Annotated in this window: 21 protein-coding genes and 3 tRNA genes; 7 read left to right on the forward strand and 17 right to left on the reverse strand. The window is 65.3% G+C overall.

All coding sequences use genetic code 11. From position 1 onward, the window contains the following. Positions 1–54 precede the first annotated feature (54 nt). Both EO245_RS07050 and EO245_RS07055 read left to right on the forward strand, forming a co-directional pair. A complete protein-coding gene (locus EO245_RS07050; protein ID WP_128892259.1) occupies positions 55–1,257 on the forward strand; it encodes a diguanylate cyclase in 1,203 nt (400 codons plus the stop codon). Positions 1,258–1,312: 55 nt separating this feature from the next. After that, entirely contained in the window at positions 1,313–2,704 is a 1,392-nt protein-coding gene (locus EO245_RS07055) for a M28 family peptidase (protein ID WP_128892260.1), read from the forward strand. On the opposite strand, the gene EO245_RS07060 is transcribed toward EO245_RS07055, so the two are convergent. The 5 genes from EO245_RS07060 to EO245_RS07080 all read right to left on the reverse strand — a co-directional run bounded on the left by EO245_RS07060 (position 2,688) and on the right by EO245_RS07080 (position 7,189). After that, positions 2,688–4,055, reverse strand: coding sequence for an MATE family efflux transporter (locus EO245_RS07060; RefSeq protein WP_128892261.1), 1,368 nt, complete (start codon positions 4,053–4,055; stop codon positions 2,688–2,690). The genes EO245_RS07055 and EO245_RS07060 overlap by 17 nt on opposite strands. A 76-nt stretch (positions 4,056–4,131) precedes the next feature. Next, positions 4,132–4,208, reverse strand: a tRNA-Pro gene (locus tag EO245_RS07065). A gap of 111 nt (positions 4,209–4,319) precedes the next feature. Continuing rightward, positions 4,320–4,392: transfer RNA gene (locus EO245_RS07070), tRNA-Ile, on the reverse strand. A gap of 71 nt (positions 4,393–4,463) precedes the next feature. After that, on the reverse strand, positions 4,464–5,465 hold the full coding sequence (locus EO245_RS07075; protein WP_128892262.1) for a polysaccharide deacetylase family protein: 1,002 nt from the start codon (positions 5,463–5,465) through the stop codon (positions 4,464–4,466). 41 nt (positions 5,466–5,506) lie between these two features. Next, positions 5,507–7,189 carry a histidine kinase dimerization/phospho-acceptor domain-containing protein gene (locus EO245_RS07080; RefSeq protein ID WP_128892263.1) on the reverse strand — a complete coding sequence of 561 codons (1,683 nt, stop codon included), beginning with the start codon at positions 7,187–7,189 and terminating at the stop codon, positions 5,507–5,509. 211 nt (positions 7,190–7,400) lie between these two features. Here EO245_RS07080 and EO245_RS07085 point away from each other — a divergent pair, with 211 nt between their 5' ends. Continuing rightward, complete coding sequence (locus EO245_RS07085; RefSeq protein WP_128892264.1) at positions 7,401–7,865, forward strand: Lrp/AsnC family transcriptional regulator; 465 nt, start codon at positions 7,401–7,403, stop codon at positions 7,863–7,865. Positions 7,866–7,868: 3 nt separating this feature from the next. Here EO245_RS07085 and EO245_RS07090 read toward each other — a convergent pair whose 3' ends face one another. From EO245_RS07090 to EO245_RS07120, 7 genes are all read right to left on the reverse strand, one after another. Further along, positions 7,869–8,453: an N-acetyltransferase gene (locus tag EO245_RS07090; protein ID WP_164931279.1), complete on the reverse strand. Its 585-nt coding sequence runs from the start codon at positions 8,451–8,453 to the stop codon at positions 7,869–7,871. 2 nt (positions 8,454–8,455) lie between these two features. After that, positions 8,456–9,805 (reverse strand): acetyl-CoA carboxylase biotin carboxylase subunit, encoded by a 1,350-nt coding sequence (gene accC, locus EO245_RS07095; protein WP_128892266.1) that lies wholly within the window; start codon positions 9,803–9,805, stop codon positions 8,456–8,458. A 3-nt stretch (positions 9,806–9,808) separates the two neighbouring features. Continuing rightward, positions 9,809–10,339, reverse strand: coding sequence for an acetyl-CoA carboxylase biotin carboxyl carrier protein (gene accB / locus EO245_RS07100; RefSeq protein WP_128892267.1), 531 nt, complete (start codon positions 10,337–10,339; stop codon positions 9,809–9,811). Between the two features lie 68 nt (positions 10,340–10,407). Continuing rightward, positions 10,408–10,860 (reverse strand): type II 3-dehydroquinate dehydratase, encoded by a 453-nt coding sequence (aroQ, locus tag EO245_RS07105; protein ID WP_370246024.1) that lies wholly within the window; start codon positions 10,858–10,860, stop codon positions 10,408–10,410. A 74-nt stretch (positions 10,861–10,934) separates the two neighbouring features. Beyond that, a complete protein-coding gene (locus EO245_RS07110) occupies positions 10,935–11,348 on the reverse strand; it encodes a holin family protein (protein WP_128892268.1) in 414 nt (137 codons plus the stop codon). A gap of 68 nt (positions 11,349–11,416) precedes the next feature. Further along, positions 11,417–12,310 (reverse strand): CoA ester lyase, encoded by an 894-nt coding sequence (locus tag EO245_RS07115; protein ID WP_128892269.1) that lies wholly within the window; start codon positions 12,308–12,310, stop codon positions 11,417–11,419. Positions 12,311–12,405: 95 nt separating this feature from the next. After that, a tRNA-Pro gene (locus EO245_RS07120) sits at positions 12,406–12,482 on the reverse strand. Between the two features lie 229 nt (positions 12,483–12,711). On the opposite strand from EO245_RS07120, the gene yajC reads away from it, so the two are divergent. The 3 genes from yajC to secF are packed head-to-tail and all read left to right on the forward strand — an operon-like array spanning position 12,712 to position 15,650. Then, positions 12,712–13,032, forward strand: coding sequence for a preprotein translocase subunit YajC (gene yajC, locus EO245_RS07125; protein WP_128892270.1), 321 nt, complete (start codon positions 12,712–12,714; stop codon positions 13,030–13,032). 17 nt (positions 13,033–13,049) lie between these two features. Continuing rightward, positions 13,050–14,657, forward strand: a complete 1,608-nt coding sequence (gene secD / locus EO245_RS07130; protein WP_128892271.1) for a protein translocase subunit SecD — start codon at positions 13,050–13,052, stop codon at positions 14,655–14,657. A 15-nt stretch (positions 14,658–14,672) separates the two neighbouring features. Beyond that, on the forward strand, positions 14,673–15,650 hold the full coding sequence (gene secF / locus EO245_RS07135) for a protein translocase subunit SecF (protein WP_128892272.1): 978 nt from the start codon (positions 14,673–14,675) through the stop codon (positions 15,648–15,650). Positions 15,651–15,656: 6 nt separating this feature from the next. Here the strand turns inward: secF and EO245_RS07140 are convergent, their stop codons facing one another. Together EO245_RS07140 and EO245_RS07145 are read right to left on the reverse strand one after the other, a co-directional pair. Next, positions 15,657–16,841, reverse strand: coding sequence for a glycosyltransferase (locus EO245_RS07140; RefSeq protein WP_128892273.1), 1,185 nt, complete (start codon positions 16,839–16,841; stop codon positions 15,657–15,659). A gap of 10 nt (positions 16,842–16,851) precedes the next feature. Then, positions 16,852–17,424, reverse strand: coding sequence for a helix-turn-helix domain-containing protein (locus EO245_RS07145; RefSeq protein ID WP_128892274.1), 573 nt, complete (start codon positions 17,422–17,424; stop codon positions 16,852–16,854). 98 nt (positions 17,425–17,522) lie between these two features. On the opposite strand from EO245_RS07145, the gene EO245_RS07150 reads away from it, so the two are divergent. After that, positions 17,523–17,999: a DUF6456 domain-containing protein gene (locus EO245_RS07150; RefSeq protein ID WP_128892275.1), complete on the forward strand. Its 477-nt coding sequence runs from the start codon at positions 17,523–17,525 to the stop codon at positions 17,997–17,999. Here the strand turns inward: EO245_RS07150 and EO245_RS07155 are convergent. From EO245_RS07155 to EO245_RS07165, 3 genes are read right to left on the reverse strand one after another with little or no spacing between them, the layout of a single operon-like run. Continuing rightward, positions 17,984–18,553, reverse strand: a complete 570-nt coding sequence (locus tag EO245_RS07155; protein ID WP_128892276.1) for a uracil-DNA glycosylase family protein — start codon at positions 18,551–18,553, stop codon at positions 17,984–17,986. The two genes, EO245_RS07150 and EO245_RS07155, sit on opposite strands and share 16 nt — an antisense overlap. Next, complete coding sequence (locus tag EO245_RS07160) at positions 18,550–20,361, reverse strand: ABC-F family ATP-binding cassette domain-containing protein (RefSeq protein ID WP_128892277.1); 1,812 nt, start codon at positions 20,359–20,361, stop codon at positions 18,550–18,552. The genes EO245_RS07155 and EO245_RS07160 overlap by 4 nt, the downstream gene beginning before the upstream one ends. 41 nt (positions 20,362–20,402) lie before the next feature. Continuing rightward, entirely contained in the window at positions 20,403–21,989 is a 1,587-nt protein-coding gene (locus EO245_RS07165) for an amidohydrolase family protein (protein WP_128892278.1), read from the reverse strand. Positions 21,990–22,002: the final 13 nt, after the last annotated feature.

Consider the following 22,002-nt stretch of genomic DNA (forward strand, 5'->3'; position numbering starts at 1 on the left):
ACGGGTGGTTAACCTTGACCGGTTAGGACGCGGTTCGGGAACTTGGACGGGGATATGCAAAGCCAGATCGTAGGACTTGTTACGCCGCTGATGGCGCTGGTCTTTGTGGCCGTCTTCCTGCTGCTGTGGTGGCGCGGGCAGATGGGTAACCACGTGCTCGGCTTTGCCGGTTCCTACGCGTTCTTCGCGATCGGCTTTACCGTCACCCACGTTTTCGACGTGACGTCGCCCTACCTGTTCCACTCCACCCAGCTGTTTTACACGCTCGGCACCGTCAGCGTGATCTGGGGCGCGGTAACCCGCGTCGGCCAGGAAACACCATTCGGTGCCCTCGCGCTCGTCTATGCGATTTCGGCAGCGACGCTCGCGGTTTCCGTCGGCGTATCGAGCGACGTGGCGCCGCGCCTCTACATCGTGAATACCGGCTACGGCATCATGTTCACGCTCGGCGCGATGGCCCTGGTGCGCTCGCGCCGGCGTGAGTTGTTCGACACGTTGGTGATCATCTTCTTCGCGCTGAGCGCGATCAATTTCTTCGTCCGTCCGGTCCTGACGCTGCTGATCGAGCAGAATATCCCGGCCGCCGATTACCGGGAATCGATCTACTACTCGGTGCTCAACCTTGCGCTCACGATCATGTCGCTGGTCACCGCGATTACGCTGTTCGGGGCCTGCGTTTCGGACCTCCTTGGATCGGTGAAAGACCGTGCCAATCGCGACGGCCTGACCGGTCTCAGGAACCGCCAGTCTTTCGAGCACGAAGTCCAGCTCAAGATGGAGCGGGCCAGGAACGCGAATGTCCCGCTTGCTCTTGTCGTCGCCGATATCGACCACTTCAAGCAGGTCAACGACCTGTGGGGCCACCAGACCGGCGACAGCGCCATCGCGCAATTCGGGCGCCTGATCGAAGGGCAGATCCGCGATGCCGACATTTCGGGCCGCATCGGCGGCGAGGAATTCTGCATTCTCGTGTGGAACTGCGACGAACAGGCCGCCGAGCGCCTTGCAACGCGCATTCGCAAGATTTTCGCCATCGAGCAGATCGACGGCATGCCCAAGCACATGCGCCTGACCGCCAGCTTCGGTGTTGCAGGGCTGCAGCCAGGCGAACGCTATCCGGGCTGGTTCGCCCGCGCCGACGAAGCGCTCTACGCCGCCAAGGAAGGCGGGCGCGACATGGTCGTGGCTGCATCCGACGAACGTGTTGCCGATCTGGAAGACGGGGACTCGGTTCCGGCATGGGTGGCAGCGGCCTAGGCCCACCTATCTGCGCGCTGGACAGGTTCCACGCGCGCCGATAGCAAGCCTCGCCATGAACAAGTCGCTGCTCGCGCTCACCGCGCTTTCGCTTTCCCTCGCCGCCACCACGACCGCACAGGCTGACGATCATGGCTCGATGACGCTCGAGCAAATGGCCAATGCCGCGCTCACGCAGGATACGATCGCGTGGGACTTCGTCGAGGGGATCACGACCGAGGTCGGCCCGCGCCAGGCGGGGACCGAGGCGGAAAAGCGCGGCCGCGACTGGGCGGTCGCATGGCTCAAGGAGCAGGGCTTCCGGAACGTTGCCGACGAGCCGTTCGAGATGGAAACCTGGGTCCCGGGCGACCTGCACAAGGCGGAAATCCTCAGCCCGTTCCCGCAGCCGCTGGTCGTCCAGCCGCTCGGCGGAACGGCGTCTACCGGCCCTGACGGCATCACCGCAGAGGTGGTCTATTTCCGCAATGTCGCCGAGCTCATGGCAGCTCCCGATGGCAGTCTCGCAGGCAAGATCGCGTTCATCTCGCACAGCATGACGCCGACGCAGGACGGCTCGCAATACGGCTTTGCCGGTCCGGCCCGCTGGGTCGGTTCGGGCATAGCGGCGAGCAAGGGGGCGGTTGCGACCGTGATCAAGTCGGTCGGCACCGACTACCACCGCAATCCGCACACTGGCGGGGCGGGCTTCCCGGAAGGTGTCGCGCCGACCCCCGCTGGTGCGCTCTCGCTGCCCGATGCGGCCAATCTCGAGCGCATGTTCGCGCGGGCCGATGGCCAGCCGATCACCATGAAACTGACGCTGACCCCGCAGCAGCTCGGCACGACGCTGAGCGGCAATGTGGTGGGCGAGATCGTCGGGCGCGATCCCTCGCTCCCGCCGGTCCTGATCGCATGTCACATCGACAGCTGGTGGAACGGAACCGGCGCGTTCGACGATGGCGCGGGCTGCGGCATCGTTTCGGCAGCCGCGCTCCACGTGTCGCACACCGGCCAGCCGCTGCGCACCATTCGCGTGCTGATGGCGGGCGCTGAGGAAACCGGCCTGTGGGGCTCGAAAGCCTACAGTGCCGCGCATATCGACGAGCCGATCGCCGTCGGCCTCGAAAGCGATTTCGGTGCGGACCGCATCTGGCGCTTCGAAAGCAATTTCCGCGAGAGCAACCCGGAACTGCACGCAAAGCTGGCAGCAGCGGTTGCGCGCTTCGGTGTGGCAAACTCGACCAATGTCGCGAGCGGCGGGGCGGACATCAACATCGCGCGCGACCAGGGCACGGCGATCATCGACCTGCAGCAGGACGGCACGCGCTATTTCGACTTGCACCACACGCCGGACGACACGCTCGACAAGATCGATCCGGTCCAGCTGCGCCAGAATGTCGCGGTGTGGACGCAGGTCGTCGGCATCCTCGCCAACGAGCCGGGGCCGATCAAACCTGCGGAGTGATTTCCTGCGCTTCGGGCAAGTCGCGCGAAACGAGGCGCGGCAGGAGTGCGATCTGAAGCACCGCCCGGACCAACAGAAACAGGCTGAACGAGAGCCACAGCCCGTGGTTGCCGAGCGGCCAGGTCAACCATAGCGCGAGCGCGAAGACGATCGCCGAACCAGCCATCGAGATGAGCAGCGCGCGCGTCCAGCTCGCGCCGACGAATATCCCGTCGAACACGAAGCCCGCGACCCCGGCGAAGGGAATCACCAGCAGCCATGGGGCGACATCGATTGCCGCCTGCGCCACATTATCGGTCGCGGCGAAACTGCGGAGCACTGGCTCTGCGAGCCAGAAATAGGCGAAGGCGACAAAGGCGGCAGCCGCGAAGCCGCGCAGCAGGATGGCCTTGAGATAAGCGACGAAACCGCGGCGGTCGCGCGCCCCGAAGCGCTCGCCATTGAGGACCTGTGCGGCGTTCTCGAACCCGTCGAGCAAGAGGGCGGTGAAGACGAAGATCTGGTAGATGATGCCGTTCGCAGCCAGCACGACTTCGCCGCGTTCCGCGCTCAAGCGGGTGAGGGTGGCGAGGGCGACCATCAGGATGACCGTGCGCAGGAACAGGTCGCGGTTGACCGACAGGAACGGGCGAAGCGAGCCCCACGAATAGCTCGCACCCTGCCGCGCTGCCGAGGCCAGCCGCACCAGCGTCTCGCCGCGGCAGACGAAGGCGGCGACCACTGCCAGCTTGGCATATTCCGCGATGAAGCTCGACCAGCCGATCCCGGCGATACCCATGTCGAGACCGAGCACGAACCACAGGCCGAGTGCGACATTGAGCAGGTTGTAGCCGACCTCGAAGATCAGCACGGCGGTCATCTTCCGGCGACCTACGAGGAAGCCGACGAGGGCGAGATTGGCCATCACCGCCGGGGCGGACCAGTAGCGGATTTCGGCATAGACGCTCGCTGCCCCCATCACGTCGCCCTGCGCGCCCAGCGTGGCGAGCAGCCACGGCAGCAGGACCGGCTTGAGCACGAGCAGGGTCGCCGCGATGGCGAGGCCGACGATGAGTCCGCGTAGCAGGATCTGTGCCTGTGCGTCCTCACCCTCACGCGTGCCTGCCTGCGCGACGAGGCCGGTGGTCCCGGTCTTGAGGAAATTCATCACGGTAAAAAGCACCGCGAACAGGCGCGCGCCGACATCGACCGCCCCTTGCGCCGAGGCATCGCCCAGCCGGCCGACGATCCACATGTCGCCGAGCCCGATCAGCGCGGTCGCGACATTGGTCAGCATGGCGGGGAGGGCGATCGCCCAGATCGCACGCGTGTCGATGGAGGATGTCCGGAGTGCGGTAGGTCGAGTATTCATCGTGCCGCCTCCCTCGCTTCGCTTGGGAGCATTCTGGCCGAAAGTGTCCCCCGGACACTTCCGAGTCCCAAGATGCTGGTCGGGGAGACTGGATTCGAACCAGCGACCCCCTGTACCCAAAACAGGTGCGCTACCAGGCTGCGCCACTCCCCGACCGTGCGCGCGCCTCTAGAGGCATTGCACGCCTATCTCAACGTCTTTCGCGACAAATCGTGCTTTGCGGCAAAGCGGCTGCACTTTTGCTGTCATGGAAGGGACATCCGGTGGGCCCGGCAGGATTCGAACCCGCGACCTAGCCGTTATGAGCGGCCAGCTCTAACCGCTGAGCTACAGGCCCCCAGATGCCGTCGAGCCAGCGCGCGTTACAGCGCGGCCTCTCAACTATCAAGGCGTTGCGATCGCGGGCGATCACTTGCGCACGACCGATCGCATGATGTGTTCGACGCTGGTCGGCTTCACGCTGCGCAGTTCGAGATAGCCGTAAACGCGGCGCCACCAGTCGTAGAGGCGATCGAGATCTTCCTCGCTGCGCACGTAGGGCGTGTTGCCCGGCACGAGCGAAGGGCTGTGGAAGGACAGGACGAGCAGCGGCAGCCCGTCGTCGAGCGCGATGTCGATGCCGCGAATGGCTTCCTCCACCGACACGCCTTCGGGCGTCAGCGGAATGCGCTCGAGCAGGCCGAGCTTGGTGAACAGACCGGGAAGCCGGTTCACCTTCTCGAGCATTGGCGAAAGGCGGCGTCCCAGTTCGCGCAGCAAACCCCAGTGGACCGTGGTCAGCGGAAGCTCGAGCAGCGATTGCGCCTCGTCTACCCAATAGGGCTCGAGCGGATGGTCGAGGTAGTTGCGCCCCCCGAAAGGCGAATAGTCCCACAGCGGCCTGACCGACGTATCGATGGCGACACCGGCATCGACCAGCATCTCTCCACTGTCGGGTCCGAGCCCGTAACGCCCGGCGCGGTAGATCATCGGCGCGGTTTGGAAATTGCGCTCGATCTCGCCCTTCAGCCGGGCGAACTTCTCGCGCTCCAGCTCGCGCGGCAGGTTGCCGGCGAAGCTGTTGTGCGCCGTCACATCTTCCTCGAAGGGAGGGTTGACCCACGGGTGGAGCTGGATGCCGATTTCCGCCTTGCCCTGCCTGACAGGACCGGAAAGGATTTCGGCAGCCTCCGGCGAAGTCGCGATCGGGTAGTCGATCAGGTAGAGCGGAACGACGCCGAGACCCTCGCAGAACTGCTGGAACTTCGCGAGGCGCGGGACATGGCCGAGACCGTGCCCTTCGGCGCTGAAAGGCTTGTCCCAGTCGAACTCTTCCTCGGTATCGACGGTAAGGAGCGCGCGCTGCCCGAAGTCCGGCGCGAATTGCGCCTTCGAGCCCGCTGGGGGAGGTTCGATGATTGACCGGTCCACCGTGCCGGTAGCCTTCCCTCCAAATGCCCTGGGCGACGGCCCTAGGCTGCGGGATTCTGGCTATGTCCGGCGGTCGATGCGGTCAAGACCGGGAGGGTCAGCAGCAGCCAGTCGTCCACCCTTGCGATGTTACCGCCCGCCGCGCGCGCTTCGGCCTGTGCCAGCCGCAGGGTGAAACCGGGGCCGAAAGAACCTGCGCTGAGCGCGCCGGAAGAGCCCTGTACGGTTGCGGAAAAGACGTCGTCCTCGGCTGCCAGAATGGTCGAAAGTTCGCAGCAGAGCCGTGCCATCGGGCCGGCGCGCGACAATTCGACGCGCAGTTCCTCGCCAGCGCCGGCCGTGCCCGCGATCGTCGCGAGAAGGCGCCAGATGAGCGCCTCGCAATCGGTGCCGGAAAGGGCGATCGTGCCGGCAGGAGTGGACTGGTAGTCGAATGCCGAAGTGCGGGTGCGCAGGGCGTCCTGCAATTGCCCGACCTGACGGTCGACGATTGCGTTGAGGTCGCAGGCACCGTCCTCCAGCTCGAGCGCGCCGGTTTCCAGCTTGGACAGGCGGTCGAGTTCCTCGAACCCGGCAAGGATGCGTGCGCCGTCCGAGGCGATATTGGCTGCCAGTGCGCGGTATTCGTGCGGGGCGGGGCCGAAGACCTGCTGCTGGATCACCTCGGCAAAGCCCTGGATCGCGTTGGCCGGGGTGCGCAGTTCGTGGAGCAACTGGCGCAGGCGATCGGCCTCGGCGGCTCCCTGCGCATCGAGCTGGATGCCGACATTCTGCGGCGGGCGGCGGAACATGCCCGCATAGCCGGTGAAACGGCCATCGCCCGGCGCGAAGCGCGGCGCCGCATCGACGACCCATGAACCCTCGACGTCCTTGGCTCCGGCAAGCTCGATTGCAGCGGAATGGATCGGCTGGCGCAGCAGCACCGCGCGGCGCATCGTCTCCCCCTTGAGGCGCGTGCCGATAACCTGCGCTGCAACATGGCGCTGGGCCCAGTTGATGCGGCCTTCCATGTCGGTCGTGAATGCGAAGCCGGTCGGCGCGGAAACGCTTCCGGATGCAGTATCGCCAAGCGGCAGGCGCGGAGCTTCCGCTTCGGTGGGCTGGGCGGTGCGCGCCTTGCGGAAGCTCTCGATCCGCTTGACGAGTGCACCGATCTCGCTTTCGTGCTCGTCCTCGAGCGGTGCGGTCGCGTCATTGGCAGGCTCGGGAATTGCCTTCGCCTTTGCCGGAGCCTCGATGACCATGTCGGCGGGCGCAGTGCCCTCTTCGGTCGCGGCACCCGGCGGCTCGGGCAAACCGCGATCGTGGATGCCGAGGCGATCGAGCACGGCGGTCGTCGACCGCGGCAAATCGCGCCGTAGCCGCAGGAAGCCGCGCGCACGGATCGGCAGGCGCGGGATGAGCGCGTTCCACTCCTGCTCGCTCAGCCGCGAATGGGTGAGGGCGGCGGCAACGACTTCGGGCTCGTCTTCGGCCAGGTGATAGGTCAATTCGGGATTGCGCAGGCGCAGGCCGGGATCGGCGATCATCGCCGCGCGGTCCTTGGCCGGAATGATTTCTCCCAGCGCGCCGAGGCGGAGCCAGGCTTTCGCAGCGAGGTTCTCGTCGCGCGTGCTGTCGCGGCTGCCGAGCAGGTCGAGGAGCTGGCGGAACTGCGTTCGTGCCGCACGCTCGCTGCCTGCGCGGTGGCGCAAGACGGTAGCAAGGCGGTCGTCGAACTGCATCTCTTCTCCGGCGGGAACATGCGCTGCCCCGTGGCGACGCTTCGCGTCTGTAACACGATAGGAGAGGGCGTGAACTGCAACTGAGCAGGCCGTTGCAAAGCGGGACAATTGCTGTCAGAAACAATAATATTAGCCGCTGGCGATGTATTTGGCGGCAATCGTTACGGGGGCGCGGATTATTTGAATCGCGTCATGAGGGGAAAGGTGTCGCATGGCTAACCTTGACGAGATCGACCGCAGGCTGCTCGCAGAACTGCAGAACGAAGGTCGCGTGACAAATGTCGAGCTTGCCCAAAGGGTTGGACTGACGGCACCGCCGTGCCTTCGCCGCGTGCGCGCGCTCGAGGAAAGCGGCGTCATCCAGGGCTACCACGCCGAGCTGAACGCCTCCGAACTGGGCTTTGCAATTACCGTGTTCGCCATGGTCAGCCTGAAAAGCCAGGCGGAAGATGCGCTGCGCGAATTCGAAGAAGCCATGCGTGCGCTGCCCGAAGTGCGCGAAGTGCACATGCTCAATGGCGAGATCGACTTCATCCTGAAGGTTGTCAGCAAGGACCTGCAAAGCTTCCAGGAATTCCTCACCAGCAAGCTCACGCCCGCGCCGAATGTGGAAAGCGTGAAGACTTCGCTGACGATCCGCACGAGCAAGCACGAACCGGGCGTGCCGCTGGAATAGGATCTAGCGCGGCTTGCGATACATCGGAACGAGCGGCGGGACCGGAGAGACTTCGATCAGGCCGACCGGCTCAAACCCGTAGCGCTTGTAGAACGGGACCAGCCCGGGGCTCGATGCTTCGAGATACGCCGGCATTCCGGCATCGTCTGTAACGGCCAGCCGGTGCTCGAGCAGCCGTCCGCCAAGTCCCTCTCCCTGACGGGCCGGATCGGCGCCGAGGGTCCAGAGATACCAGTGATCCTCATGCGGGTGGAACTTCGCCATCTCGCCCTGCAGGGCTTCGCCCAAAGCATCTATTTCCGGTTCGCCCGAAGGCATGTCGAGCGCGGCGATATCGGCCGGGTCGGTTTCGATGCCCGGCGGCAGCCAGATCGCCGCGGCGCCGAAATCGGAGAACGCATCGACGCCGCCGCTCTTGAAGCCGTTGCGACCGATCGCCACCACCCAGCGCGGCCACCAGTGCAGGTACTGGTCGGCCGCAGTCCACCAGAAGCGCGCGACCGGGTCGCGCGCGAAGGCGAGGGTGATGACGTCGAGGACTTCGCGAGACCGGGATTCGTCGACAGCGATGATCCCGGTTTCGCTCATCGTCAGGCCTCGCGTTCCTTGAGCCACTCCTCGAGCCATTTGATCGAGTAGTCGCCGTTGAGCACGTCGTTCTGGCGGATCAGTTCCTGGTGGAGCGGGATCGACGTCTTGACGCCTTCGACCACCATTTCCTCGAGCGCGCGGCGCAGGCGCATGATGCAGCCTTCGCGGTTGCGTCCGTAGACGATCAGCTTGGCGATCATGCTGTCGTAATAGGGCGGGATCGAATAGCCGGCATAGAGCCCGCTATCGACGCGCACATGCATGCCGCCCGCCGCGTGATAGGCGGTGACCTTGCCGGGCGAAGGGGCGAAGGTGAACGGGTCTTCCGCATTGATGCGGCACTCGATCGCATGGCCGGTGAAGGCGATCGCTTCCTGCGACACCGACAGCGGCTTGCCGTCGGCAATGCGGATCTGTTCGCGCACGAGGTCGACGCCGGTGATCATCTCGGTCACCGGGTGCTCGACCTGCAGGCGGGTGTTCATTTCGATGAAGTAGAACTCGCCGTCTTCCCACAGGAATTCGATCGTACCCGCGCCGCGATAGCCCATCTTGCGCATCGCGTCGGCGCAGACCTCACCCATACGGTGACGTTCTTCAGCCGAAAGAACCGGGCTGGGCGCTTCTTCGAGAACCTTCTGGTGGCGACGCTGGAGCGAGCAATCGCGCTCGCCGAGGTGGATGGCGTTGCCGTTACCGTCACCGAAAACCTGGAATTCGATGTGGCGCGGGTTGCCGAGATACTTCTCGAGATAGACCGTCGCGTCGCCGAAAGCCGCCTTCGCCTCGCTGCCGGCCTGCTGCATCAGGCTGGCAAGCTTGTCGGGGCTGTCGCACACTTTCATGCCGCGACCGCCGCCGCCGCTGGCCGCCTTGATGATTACCGGATAGCCGATTTCCTCGGCGATCTTGGCCGCCTCTTCCGGATCGCTGATCGCCCCGTCGGAGCCAGGGACGAGCGGCAGGCCGAGTTCGCCCGCCGTCTTCTTGGCCATCACCTTGTCGCCCATCGTCACGATGTGCTCGGGCTTGGGGCCGATCCACTTGATGTCGTGCGCTTCCACGATTTCCGCGAACTTGGCGTTCTCGGAAAGGAAGCCGTAGCCCGGGTGGATCGCATCGCAATGCGCGATCTCGGCCGCCGAGATGATCGCGGCGTGGTTGAGATAGCTGTCGGTTGCAGGCGGCGGGCCGATGCAAACCGCGTGGTCGGCAAGGCGGACGTGCATCGCGTCGGCATCGGCGGTCGAATGGACCGCGACCGTCTCGATACCCATTTCGTGCGCCGCGCGGTGGATGCGCAGCGCGATTTCGCCGCGATTGGCGATCAATATGCGTGAAATACCCATCGCTTAACCGATGACGACGAGCGGCTGGTCGAATTCGACCGGCTGGGCGTTCTCGACGAGGATCGCCTTGATCGTGCCGGACTTGTCGGCGGTGATCGGGTTCATGACCTTCATCGCTTCGACGATCAGGAGGGTGTCGCCTTCCTTCACGCTGTCGCCGACCTTCACGAAGTCCGCCGCGCCCGGTTCCGGGGCGAGATAGACGGTGCCGACCATCGGCGACTTGATCGCATTGCCGTGATCCTCGGCTGCCGGGGCTTCCGGAGCGGCGGGTGCCGGAGCGGGCGCCGGGGCGGGAGCGGGTGCTGCGCCAGCCTGGAGAGCGCCGAAAGCGGCGATCTGTGCGGGCGTAATGCTGCCGCCCATTCCGCCGGCGCTGCCGAAGTCGCGCGAGACCTTGATCTTGCGATCGCCGTCTTCGACCTCGATCTCCGTCAGCCCGGTTTCACCGAGCATTTCCGCCAGTTCGCGGACCAGTTTGGTATCGACGTTCATGCCGGAATTGCGCGATCCGGCGGCTTTCTTTTCGGCCATAATGCCCCTCAAAATTTAGTTGCGGCTGTGACTATTCGCGCGAATTGTGGCTGGCAAGGGGCGATTGGTCAGATTTCGCCACTTGCGACCGCTTCGAGCGCAATCAGGTAGCTCTTTGCCCCGTGCCCCTCGACCGTCTTCGCTGCAGCCATGCCGATATAGGAGGTGTGGCGGAACGCCTCGCGCGTTTTGGGGTCCGACAGGTGGACTTCGATCACGGGCGTGCGGATCGCCTTGATAGCATCAAGCAGTGCGATGGAGGTGTGGGTATAGGCCGCGGCGTTGAGCAGCACGGCGCGCGCGCCCTCGGCCTGTGCCTCGTGCAGCCAGTCGACGAGGTGGCCTTCATGGTTCGACTGGCGGACTTCGACTTCCAGCCCGAGTTCGCGGGCGCGGTCTTCGAGCATACCGGCAATATCGTCGAGCGTCTCGGAGCCGTAGATCTCCGGCTCACGCGTGCCGAGGAGATTCAGGTTCGGTCCGTTGAGGACATAGACGGTATTGGTGATCGGAACGCTCATTCCAGCGGCTTAGCGGGCAGCGCGCCGCCCGCAAAGCCTGTTGGAAAGTTACACTTGTTACGCAGTCCGCGCCCCTAACGCTCGACGCCCTTGATCTTCCCCCACTGGCGCGCGGCCGTGTAGCCGAGATAGCCGGTGCCGAAGAGAGCATAGAGGGGTTCGGGCAGGCCGTTGAGATAGGCGTTCATGCCGGTCGCGATTGCGCTCGCGGTTGCGGGGTTGAACGCCGCCAGCACGCCCATGGGGAGGGCGAACAGCAACAGCGTATAGATGACGTAGAGAAACGAGGGGCGGGCGCGGCTGGTCCAGGGGGCGGCGGAATTGGCTTCCGCGACGATGGCCGAGAGCCGGGCTTCGATCTGTTCTAGCTCGTGCGTGCCTTCGAGGCGCAGCAATTCAAGCTTGGCCTTTGCGCGGGCTTCCTTGTCGGGAATAATCTTGTCGATGATCGAGGCGATCGGTCCGATGAGCGATTCGAGTAGTGCCATTGGGGACTCCTTCAAAAAGGGAGTGCGGCACTAACCAAATAGGTTCGTGTAGGAAAATATTCTCGCCACTAACTCCGAACGCTGGCGAGGAGCGCTTCGGCAAGCGCCAGATGGGGCCGGTCGAGCATCGCGCCGTCCAGCCCGACGGTCCCGGCACCCGGATTGGCCTCGAAGGCTGCGACGACCGCCCGCGCATGGGCGATTTCTTCCTCGCTCGGGGTGAAGGCTTCGTTGATCACCGGCACCTGAGCGGGGTGGATAGCGAGCATCCCGCCGAAGCCCTGGCTGCGCACCATCCTGGCGCGCTCCCGCAAACCGTCGAGGTCGCGGAAGTCGGCCTGGATCGTCTCGATCGCCATCACGCCCGCGGCATGCGCGCCAAGCAGGCACAGGCTGCGGGCGAGCTCGAACACCGGCATGTATTGGCCATTGGGGGCGAACTGCACGCGTGCGCCGATCGCGCTCGACAAATCCTCTGCGCCCCAGCTCATCCCGACGAGGCGCGGTGCATTCTCATATGTGCCCGCGGTAAAAACGGCCTTGGGCGTTTCGGTGACCAGCGCGGCCACCTTGGTCGCGCCATGCTCGATGCCGTGGGCGGCCTCCAGCTTGGTCAGCAGCTCGTCGAGCGTCTCGACATCCTCGCGCCCCTCGGCCTTGGGCAGGAAAAGCCCGCCGGGGCCTGCCGGCATGATCGCATCGAGATCGTCGCGGGTATATTCGCCCGATAGCGGGTTCACGCGCACCCAGATGCGGTGCTTGTCTTCTCGCGAGGCGATGAAGTCGCGCACCAGTTCGCGCGCGGAAGCCTTGTTTTCCGGGCTGACCGAATCCTCCAGGTCGAGCAGCACGATATCCGCCTCGCCATCGGCGGCCTTGGTCATCTTGCGCTCGCTGTCGCCCGGCGCGAAGAGCCAGGAACGGGCGGCGAAGGGCTGGCCTGAAGTCGGGGTGGCGGTCATGCGTTGTCTCTCCTTGGCGACGCCGGTTAGGACGCGCCGCAAGCCAGCGCAACCGCGCTCGGGCATTAGCCTATAGGAGGAGAGAAAACTTCCACTGGTCGGGACGACTGGATTCGAACCAGCGACCCCCACACCCCCAGTGTGATGCGCTACCAGACTGCGCTACGTCCCGGATCCAGTGGAGGGCGGCGCTATAGGGCCGGTGGTTTGGCAAGGCAAGCGGGCAATGGCCTGTTCAGCCACTGTGGCCGATTGCCCACAACCGCTCGGCTTCGATTGCAGCGCTCTTGCATTGCTGCTAGGCGCGCCCACCTGTGCCGAGGGTGAGGCGAAGGGGGTGCTGCGAGGCTTTCCCATACCTCCCGATGGCAGGACGAATTCTCAGGACTAGGCTTTAGAACATGCTCGACTTTCTTTCCGCCGCGGGCGCTGGTGAAGCGCCGCCTTTCTGGCTCCAGATCCTCCCGTGGGTCGCGATTTTCGCGGTTTTCTGGTTCCTCCTGATCCGCCCGCAGATGCGCCAGCAGAAGGAGCACCGGGAAAAAATCGCCTCGATCAAGAAGGGTGACCAGGTCGTCACCGCCGGCGGCCTCGTCGGCAAGGTGGTCAAGGTCGACGACGACTACGCCGATATCGAGATCGCCCAGGGCGTCCGGGTGAAGGCGGTCAAGGCGACCATCGGCGATATCGTGCCGCCGGGCGGCAAAGCCGCCAACGACTGAGCCGGAGCCTAGACACAATGCTCGAATTTCCGACCTGGAAGAAGGTCTGGCTGTGGGGCGTGACGCTGCTGGCGTGCCTTGCCGCGCTGCCCTCGATCTTCAACGCCGCCAATATCCGCTGGCCCGACCAGCTGCCCGACCCGACGGTCAACCTCGGCCTCGACCTTGCCGGCGGTAGCCACATCCTGCTCGAAGCCGATCCGGCGCAGGTGCGTGCCCAGCGTCTGGAAAACCTCGAAGGCGCGGTCGAAAGCGCGCTGCGTTCGGCCGATCCGCGCATCGAGATCGGCGATGTCTCCACCCGTGGGGGCCAGCTCAGCTTCCTCGTCGAGAGTGCAGCCGACGTCGACCGGGCGCGCGAGGAAATCCTCCCGCTGATTAACGGCACCGGGCTGACGCGCGAGTGGGACCTCCAGGTCATGGACGAAACGCGCTTCGTGCTTTCGCCGACCCAGGCCGGTCTCGACCTCGCGATCGACAATGCGATGGAAGCCGCGACCGACGTGGTTCGCAAGCGTATCGACGCGCTCGGCACGCGTGAGCCGACGATCATCCGCCAGGGCAGCGACCGCATCGTGGTGCAGGTCCCGGGCCTGAGCGATCCGGAACAGCTCAAGCAGCTGCTCGGCCAGACCGCGCGGCTCGAATTCAAGCTGGTCGACCCGCAGCTCCAGCAGGCTATCCCGAGCGAATCCGCTTCGACCGCCATCCGCGCCGGCACGCAGGTCGTGCCCTACGCAGAAGGCACCGGGCAGGAAGGCTTCTCCATGGCCGTTCGCCGCCTCGGCGGTATCCAGGGCGACTCGCTCGTCGATGCCCGCGCAGGTGTCGACCCGCAAACCAACGAGCCGGTGGTCAACATCCAGTTCGACGCGCAGGGCGGTGCCCGCTTTGCCCGCCTGAGCTCGGAAAACGTCGATCGCCGCTTCGCCATCATCCTCGACGGCGAAGTGATCTCGGCGCCGAGCTTCAACGAACCGATCTACGGCGGCCAGGCTCAGATCTCGGGCAACTTCACGACCGAAAGCGCCTATGCGCTGGCGATCTCGCTACAGTCGGGTGCACTCCCGGTCGACCTCGCCATCGTCGAGGAACGCACCGTCGGCCCCGACCTCGGCGCTGACTCGATCGAGAAGGGCATGATCGCGATCCTGATCGGCACGCTGCTGGTCATCGCGCTGATGATTGCGACCTATGGTCGCTTCGGCGTCTATGCGACTGCCGCGCTGGTCCTCAACGTCGGCATGATCCTCGGCATCATGGCGGTGGCGAACACCACGCTGACCCTGCCGGGCATCGCGGGCTTCGTCCTCACCATCGGTGCCGCGGTCGACGCGAACGTGCTGATCAACGAACGTATCGCGGAAGAGCGCAAGCGCGGACGCCGCGTCGTTGCCGCGGTCGAGAACGGCTACAAGGAAGCAAGCCGCGCGATCTACGACGCGAACGCGACCAACTTCATCGCCGGCGTGCTGCTGTTCCTGTTCGGCTCGGGCCCGATCCGCGGCTTCGCGGTCGTCCTGATCATCGGCCTGTTCACCAGCGTCTTCACCGCCGTCGTCCTGACCCGCATGTGGGTCGCCGACTGGCTGCGCAAGTCGCGGCCCACCGAGCTCAACATTTAAGGGAGGGGCTGGATCATGCGACTTCTCAAGCTTGTCCCCGACAACACGAACATCAAGTTCCTCAAGTGGCGCGCGCCGTTCTACATCGTCAGCATCCTGCTGATCCTGGCGAGCTGGGCGCTGGTCTTCAGCGAGGGGCTCAACTACGGCGTCGACTTCGCCGGCGGTCTCGAAATCCGCGCGACCTTCGAACAGAGCGAACAGGCGCCGATCCCCGAGCTGCGCGAGCAGGTCGGATCGCTCGGCTACGGTTCGCCGGTGGTCCAGCAATTCGGCGCCGACAACCAGGTCTCGATCCGCGTCCGCCTGCCGGCGGAAGCCGAAGGCGACAACGAGGCGGCGCAGCGCATCGCCAATGAAATCGTCGCGGAAATCGCAGCCAATCACGAGGACTTCCGCCTCGATGGCAACGATAACGTGTCGGGCAAGGTATCGAGCGAATTCCGCGATACAGCGCTATGGGCGCTGATCGCTGCGATGGCGGCAATCTCGCTCTACATCTGGATCAGGTTCGAGTGGCAATTTGGCGTGGGCGCGCTCTTCGCGTTGTTCCATGACGTCTCATTGACACTGGGGATGTTCGCGCTGTTCCAGCTCGAATTCAGCCTTCAGATCATCGCGGCGATCCTCGCGATCATCGGTTACTCGCTGAACGATACGATCGTCGTCTACGACCGCATCCGCGAGAACCTGAAGAAGTATCGCAAGATGCCGCTTCCCGAGCTGCTCGACTTGTCGGTCAACGAGACGCTGGCACGCACGGTGATGACCTCGCTGACCCTGCTCGTGGCACTGCTGCCGCTGCTGTTCTTCGGTCCGGAAAGCCTGTTCGGGCTGACCGCTGCGATCACGCTCGGCATCTTCGTGGGTACCTACAGCTCGGTCTACATGGCTGCACCGATCCTGATCTGGCTCGGCGTCAACTCGGACAGCTTCGTTCCGCAGGAAGGCGTCGCCGAAAAGCAGGAACGCATCGCCCGCGGCGAGCAGTAATCGCGCTCAGTTTCCGCCGACCAGCCGTTCGTAATGGGCGGCGAGGTCGGCGGCATTGCGCTCCCAGCTGAATGCATCGACATGGGCGGCAACGTCCGATGATGCGGGCGGGTCGGCAACGATCCGCCTGATGCCCTCGGTCACCGAATCCACGCTCCGTTCGACCAGCACGCCGGCAGTCTCGCTGGTGACGAGTTCGCGCGCGCCGCCGACATCGGTCGTCACGACCGGCGTGCCGCAGGCGAGCGCTTCGACCCATGCATTGGCCAGCCCCTCGCGCGCCGAGGGCAGCACCATCGCATCCGAAGCAGAGAGAATGACCGGCAGCAGGTCGTGGTCGACCGAGCCGAGGAAGTGCACCCTGTCGGCGACCCTCAGGTCACGTGCGAGATTACGCAGGTGCTTCTCGTCTTCGCCCTGGCCGACGAGCATCAGGTGCGCATCGGGCATGTTGCCTAGTGCGCCGATGACGAGGTCCTGTCCCTTGCGCTGGACCAGCGCCCCGACCGAACTCAGCAGCGGGCCGCCGGATGGCAATGCGATACCGAGCGACCGGCCGAGCGTATCGCGCAGGCCCGTATGGTCGAGCGGGCGGAAGCGGTCGCGGTCGAGCCCGGTGTAATTGATGGCGATCTTACCGCGCGGCATGCCGAGCGCAGTCATGTCCGTCGCAAGCGCTTCCGAGACTGCGACAAGTCCGGATGCGCGCTCCGCCGCGTCGATCATCTGGTCGCGCGCGAAGCCCTTGCCGCCCCAATAGGTGATGTCCGAGCCGCGCGCCTTGATCGACAGGGGCAGGCCGAGCTTGTGCGCGATCCATGCGGCAGCCGGACCGTCCGGGAAGAAGAACTGCGCATCGACCATGTCGAACGGTTGTTCCGCGTGGAGCCGCTCGACCAGCGGCAGCACCGCCTTGGCAATCGCCGCCGGATTGTTGCGCACGCCGATCTTGGGGAGGAGGGTGAAGCGCGGGCGATAGACCTCGACCCCGTTCTCCCGGCCGTCGACGGCAGCTTCGGCGAGAGCGCGATATTTGCCGAAGGCGATGGGCGGAATGCCGAGCGGATTGACCAGCGTGACATGCCAGTCGCCGCGCTCCGCCAACGCCTCGAGCGAGCGCGCGACGAAAGTGCCGAAACGGGGCGCCGACGCGTTGGGATAGAGCGTCGAGATGGAAAGGAGGCGGCGCATCGAAGCTCGCCTATAGCCGGCGCAGCAGCATTTCGGCGACTGCAATCCACGCGGGCTTGTCGACCACCTGCTGTTTCTGGCCGATCCCGGGCGGAAGTACGCCGACAAGCGTGCCCTGCCGGTCGATCAGCCTGCCGAATGCGAAGCGGCCGCCCGGGCGGGGGACGAGCACGTCGCGGTTGATCGCCTTCGGCGCATCTTCCGGCGCGATCTGGCGGAGCCACAGCTGGTCGCCTGCGCGGTATTCGCCCATGCTCGCCTCGATCGCGAGAACCATCAGCGGGGCATCCCCGCCGAGCTCGGTCGGCAGGACTGCATCGGTTTCGCGCGAGAGCGCCTCGGCACCGCTCTCGGTCAGCCGCGCGACGACTTTCGGATGCGGCGTCCCGTCGGCGCGGACGAGAGTGTCGGGCTCGACGCCGAGAGCACCCGCAATCCGCTCCATCCATTTGAGCGAGAGATTGCGCATGCCGGTCTCGAGGCGACCGATGGTCTGCGGAGTGGTCGGCGGCTCGCACGCTTCGGCAAGGTCGGCGAGAGTCCAGCCCTTCGCCTTGCGCAAGTCCCGGATGCGATTGATCAACTGCGCCTCCTGCTCGAATAACCAAATTGGTTTTCTTCTTTCCTACAGCTAGCCGATTTTGGCAAGGCCCTTGTCTCGCAGACAAAGGGGAGAGCCGGATGCGCCGCACGCTGATCGAACGCGAACTGACGGAAGAGGGACCGCGCCGCGCCGGCTCCGCCCGCGGAAAGAAGCGCACCGTCACGGTCAATATCGCCGAATCGCCGCTTAGCTGGCTCCATGCGCGCGGGCATCTCGACGACCGGCTGTTCGATGCAGGCGAGCGGCTGCGTGCCGACTACGAGCGTGCGCAGGTCGGACCGAACCTCACCATGCGCTGGGACCCGGTCAAGATCAGGGGGCAGGGCGGCGATGCAGGCCTGACCCCGACCGAACGGCAGCTTGCCGCGAAGGAGCGGTTCGACGGCGCACTGCGCGAAGCGGGCAGGGGGCTGCAAGATATCCTGTGGCACGTCGTCTGCGCCTGCGAGAGCCTGCCCGATGCGGAAAAGGCACTCCAATGGCCTGCGCGCAGCGGCAAGCTGGTTCTGAAGCTCGCGCTCGACCGGGTGGCGGATTTCTACCGGATCCGCTGAGCGACCTTGGCGCGCAGGACGGCCAGCACGTCTTCCTCGAACCACGGGTTCTGCCGCATCCACAGCGTGCTGCGCCAGGCCGGGTGGGGCAGGGGAAGGAAGCGTGGCAGGTAATCGCGGAAGTGCCGCACCCGCTCGGTCATCGGCAGCTTCTTCGCATCCGGCAGGTAATGTGCCTGCGCATAGGTGCCGACCAGCAGTGTGAGGCGGTCGTCGGGCAATTCGCCGAGTACGCGGTCATGCCAGGCCGGGGCGCATTCCTTGCGCGGAGGCTTGTCGCCGCCGCTCGCCTTGCCGGGATAGCAGAACCCCATCGGCACGAGAGCGACCTGCGCCGGATCGTACATTTGCTCTTTCGTCAGCCCGGTCCAGTCGCGCAGCCGGTCACCGCTCGCATCGTCCCACGGAATGCCGCTTTCATGGACTTTCGAGCCGGGCGCCTGCCCGATGATGAGCAGCCTCGCCGTTGCGGAGAAGCTGACCACCGGCCTGACCCCGTGCGGCAAATGGTCGCGGCAGAGGGTGCAGGCGGCAATTTCGCCTGCGAGGCTCATGCCTCGACCAGTTCCGCCAGTTCGAGCCAGCGTTCCTCGGCCGCGTCCTTTTCGGCGCGGGCATTTTCGAGGCCCTTGCTGATCGTCGCGAAACGCTGCGGGTCGCTGGTGTAGAGATCGGGGTCGGCGAGGATCGCCTCGCCCTTCGCGATCGCCGCTTCCAGTTCCTCGATCCGCTTGGGCAGCAGCTCGTAGTCGCGCTGGTCCTTGTAGGAGAGCTTGGACGACTTCGGCGGCGGGGGAGGCGGCGGCACTGCGGGCGTATCTGCCTTCGCCGCCTTGGCTTTCGACGGCGCCTTGTTGCGCTCGCGCCGCTTGGCTTCCCAGTCCTCGTAGCCGCCCGCGACGATATCGACATAGCCGCTGCCATCGAGGCCCAGCGTGACCGTCACCGTCTTGTCGAGGAAGTCGCGATCGTGGCTGACGATCAGCACCGTGCCTTCGTAATCCGCGATCACTTCCTGCAACAGGTCGAGCGTTTCGAGGTCGAGGTCGTTGGTCGGCTCGTCGAGCACGAGGAGGTTCGACTTGCGAGCAAACTCGCGCGCCAGCAGCAGGCGGGAACGCTCGCCGCCGGACATGATGCCGACCTTGGTATCGACCACCTTGGGATCGAACAGGAAGTCCTTGAGATAGCCCTGCACGTGCTTGCGATTGCCGCGCACGTCGATCCAGTCGCCGCCTTCGGCCAGCACCTGCCGCACCGTCTTGTCGCCTTCGAGCAGCGTGCGCTGCTGGTCGATCATTACGCCGGTGAGCTTCTTGGAAATCTCGATCTTGCCCTCGTCGGGCTGCAGCTCGCCGGTGAGCAGCTTGAGCAGCGTCGTCTTGCCCGCACCGTTCGCGCCAACCACGCCGATGCGGTCGCCGCGCTGGATGCGCAGGGTGAAGTCGCGGATGATCTTGCGATCGCCATAGGACTTGGAGACGTTCTCGGCGACGATGACCGACTTGGACTTGAACTCCTCCTCGGTCGCGAGGCCCAGTTTTGCATTGCCCTTGGGCGAGATCATCGCGGCGCGCTGTTCGCGCATCTGCCACAGTTTCTCGAGCCGCCCCTGGTTGCGCTTGCGCCGCGCGGTGACGCCGCGTTCGAGCCAGTGGGCTTCGATCTTCAGCTTCGCGTCGAGCTTTTCCGCCGCGCGCGCTTCCTCGGCATAAACCTGTTCTTCCCAGGCCTCGTAGCCGCCGAAGCCCACTTCCTTGCGGCGCAGCGTCCCGCGGTCGAGCCAGATGGTCGCGCGGGTCAGGCGCTTGAGGAAGGTCCGGTCGTGGCTGATGACCACGAACGCACCCTTGTAGCGGTCGAGCCAGCTTTCGAGCCAGTCGATCGCCGCAAGGTCGAGGTGGTTGGTCGGCTCGTCCATCAGCAAGAGGTCGGGATCCTGCGCAAGCGCGCGGGCGATGGCGGCGCGGCGTTTCTCGCCGCCGCTCGCACCCTTCGCGGGCGTCGTCATGTCGATGCCGAGCTGGCCTGCGATGGCTTCGACCTCGTGTTCTGCCGGGGCGTGATCGCCGTCGAGAGCGAAGTCCATCAGCGTCTCGTAGCCGGAGAAATCGGGTTCCTGTTCCAGCACGACGATGCGCAGGTTCGGCTTGACCTTGCGCTCGCCCCGGTCGGCTTCGATCTGGTCGTTGATCAGGCGGAACAGCGTCGTCTTGCCCGCGCCATTGCGGCCGATCAGCGCGAGCCGGTCGCGCGGGGCGATATGCAGGTTCAGGTCTTCGCGGTCGGGGCCGCCGAACAGCCACTTGCCGCCCTGTTGCAGGGCGATGCCTTCGAGGCCGAGGATGGGGGGCTGTGCCATAGGTGGCGCGAGGTAGTCGCGCCGCCCGGAAGCTGCAAGCTCTACTGCTGCGCGGCGCGCTGTGCTTTCACCATTGCGGCGACATCCTCGAGCAGGGCGGGCGCGTCGTAAACCACGCCGTCCTTGATCGTCCAGCGCACGCCGCCGACCCGCTCGAGCTGGTTCGTCTCGCGATTGAGCCGCAGGTGGCCGGTACCGTAGAGCACCTTGAGGTTCGCCAGCGGGTTCGCCGGAACGATCACCAGATCGGCCAGCTTGCCCGGCGCGATGCGGCCCATCGGCGGCTCGGTGCCTTTCGGTTCATATAGCTCGCGCGCGCCATTGATGGTCGCTGCCTGGATCACTTCGAGCGGAGTGAAACCCGCCTCCTGCAGCATCTCCATCTCGCCGACATAGGCGAAGCCCCAGGTCTGGTAGATGTAGCCCGGGTCCGATCCGACGGTGACGCGGCCACCCTTGTTCTTGAACTCGTTGGTGAGCTGCATCCACGGCTGGTAGAAAGCGCGCCAGGCGACTTCGTCCTCGGTCGACCAGTCGTGATAGTAGCTGCCGTGATTGGTCAGGCTCGGGGCGTAGAAATCCATCAGCGTGGGGATGGTGTAGCGTTCGTGCCATTCGAGCGTGCGGGCGCGCATCACGTCGCGGCTGGCGGAATAGATATTGAACGTCGGGCTGAGCGTGACTTCGCTCTCGACGAGGAAATCGACGTAATCGTCCCATTCCTCGCTGCCCGGCTCGACGATCTGGTCGGCCAGCCGCGCGACCTCGGAAAAGCGCGATTGCTCGTCGAGGTAATTGTAACCGGCCGGGTATTTCGGCAGCGCGCCGTCGGCGAGCAGCGATTCCATGTGGCCGTAGAAATGCGTCACGCCGTCCATGCCCAGTTCGATCGCCTTGCGTGCAGTGACTTCCGCGACGCCGCGCTGGCCGAGGTGCGCGACAGTGCCGAGGCCCTGCTTTTCCGCCTCGTCGAGCGCGGCTTCGAGTACGGCAGGGCCCTCGTTGTTGAAGAACTTGATGCCGTCATAGCCCGCGGCCTTGGTCCAGCGGACCCACTCGCGCGCAGCTTGCGGCGTCGTCGGGGCAGGGCGGCCCCACTTGTCGCCGAACACCGCGTAAGGGAACAGGCGCGGGGCGACGATGGTGTTCGCCGCGCTGCGCGATGCATCGTCGAGATCGGGCGCGCCGGCCCCGAAATAGAACGAGACGCCGCGCACGCTGGTCACGCCATGTGCCAACCACAGCTTGTATCCGTAGGACGGGTTCGCCGCCTTGCGCGGATCGCCGTTGTGGCCGTGCGTGTCGATGAAACCGGGCATGACATACATGCCGCCCGCGTCGATCACCCGGCTGGCCGAGGCGATGACATCCTGCGACGCGCCGCCACGTGCCAGCGCCTCGATCCGGTTGCCCTCGACGACGATATCGACCGGACCTTCGGGCGGGGCGCCGCTGCCATCGATCATCATCGCGCCGCGAATGACGAGCCGCTCGTACGGTCCTTCGCCTTCGCCGGGCTGGCGATCGGGCACGCGCTCCATGGCGGATTGCGCGATGGCCGGTTCGGCTGCGACGGATACCGAAAGGCTCGCTGCAAGGGCGAGTGCGGTCAGGCGAAGGCGTGTCATCTGTGTCCCCTTT

It is taken from the genome of Erythrobacter sp. HKB08, from assembly GCF_004114695.1.
GTDB lineage: Bacteria > Pseudomonadota > Alphaproteobacteria > Sphingomonadales > Sphingomonadaceae > Parerythrobacter_A.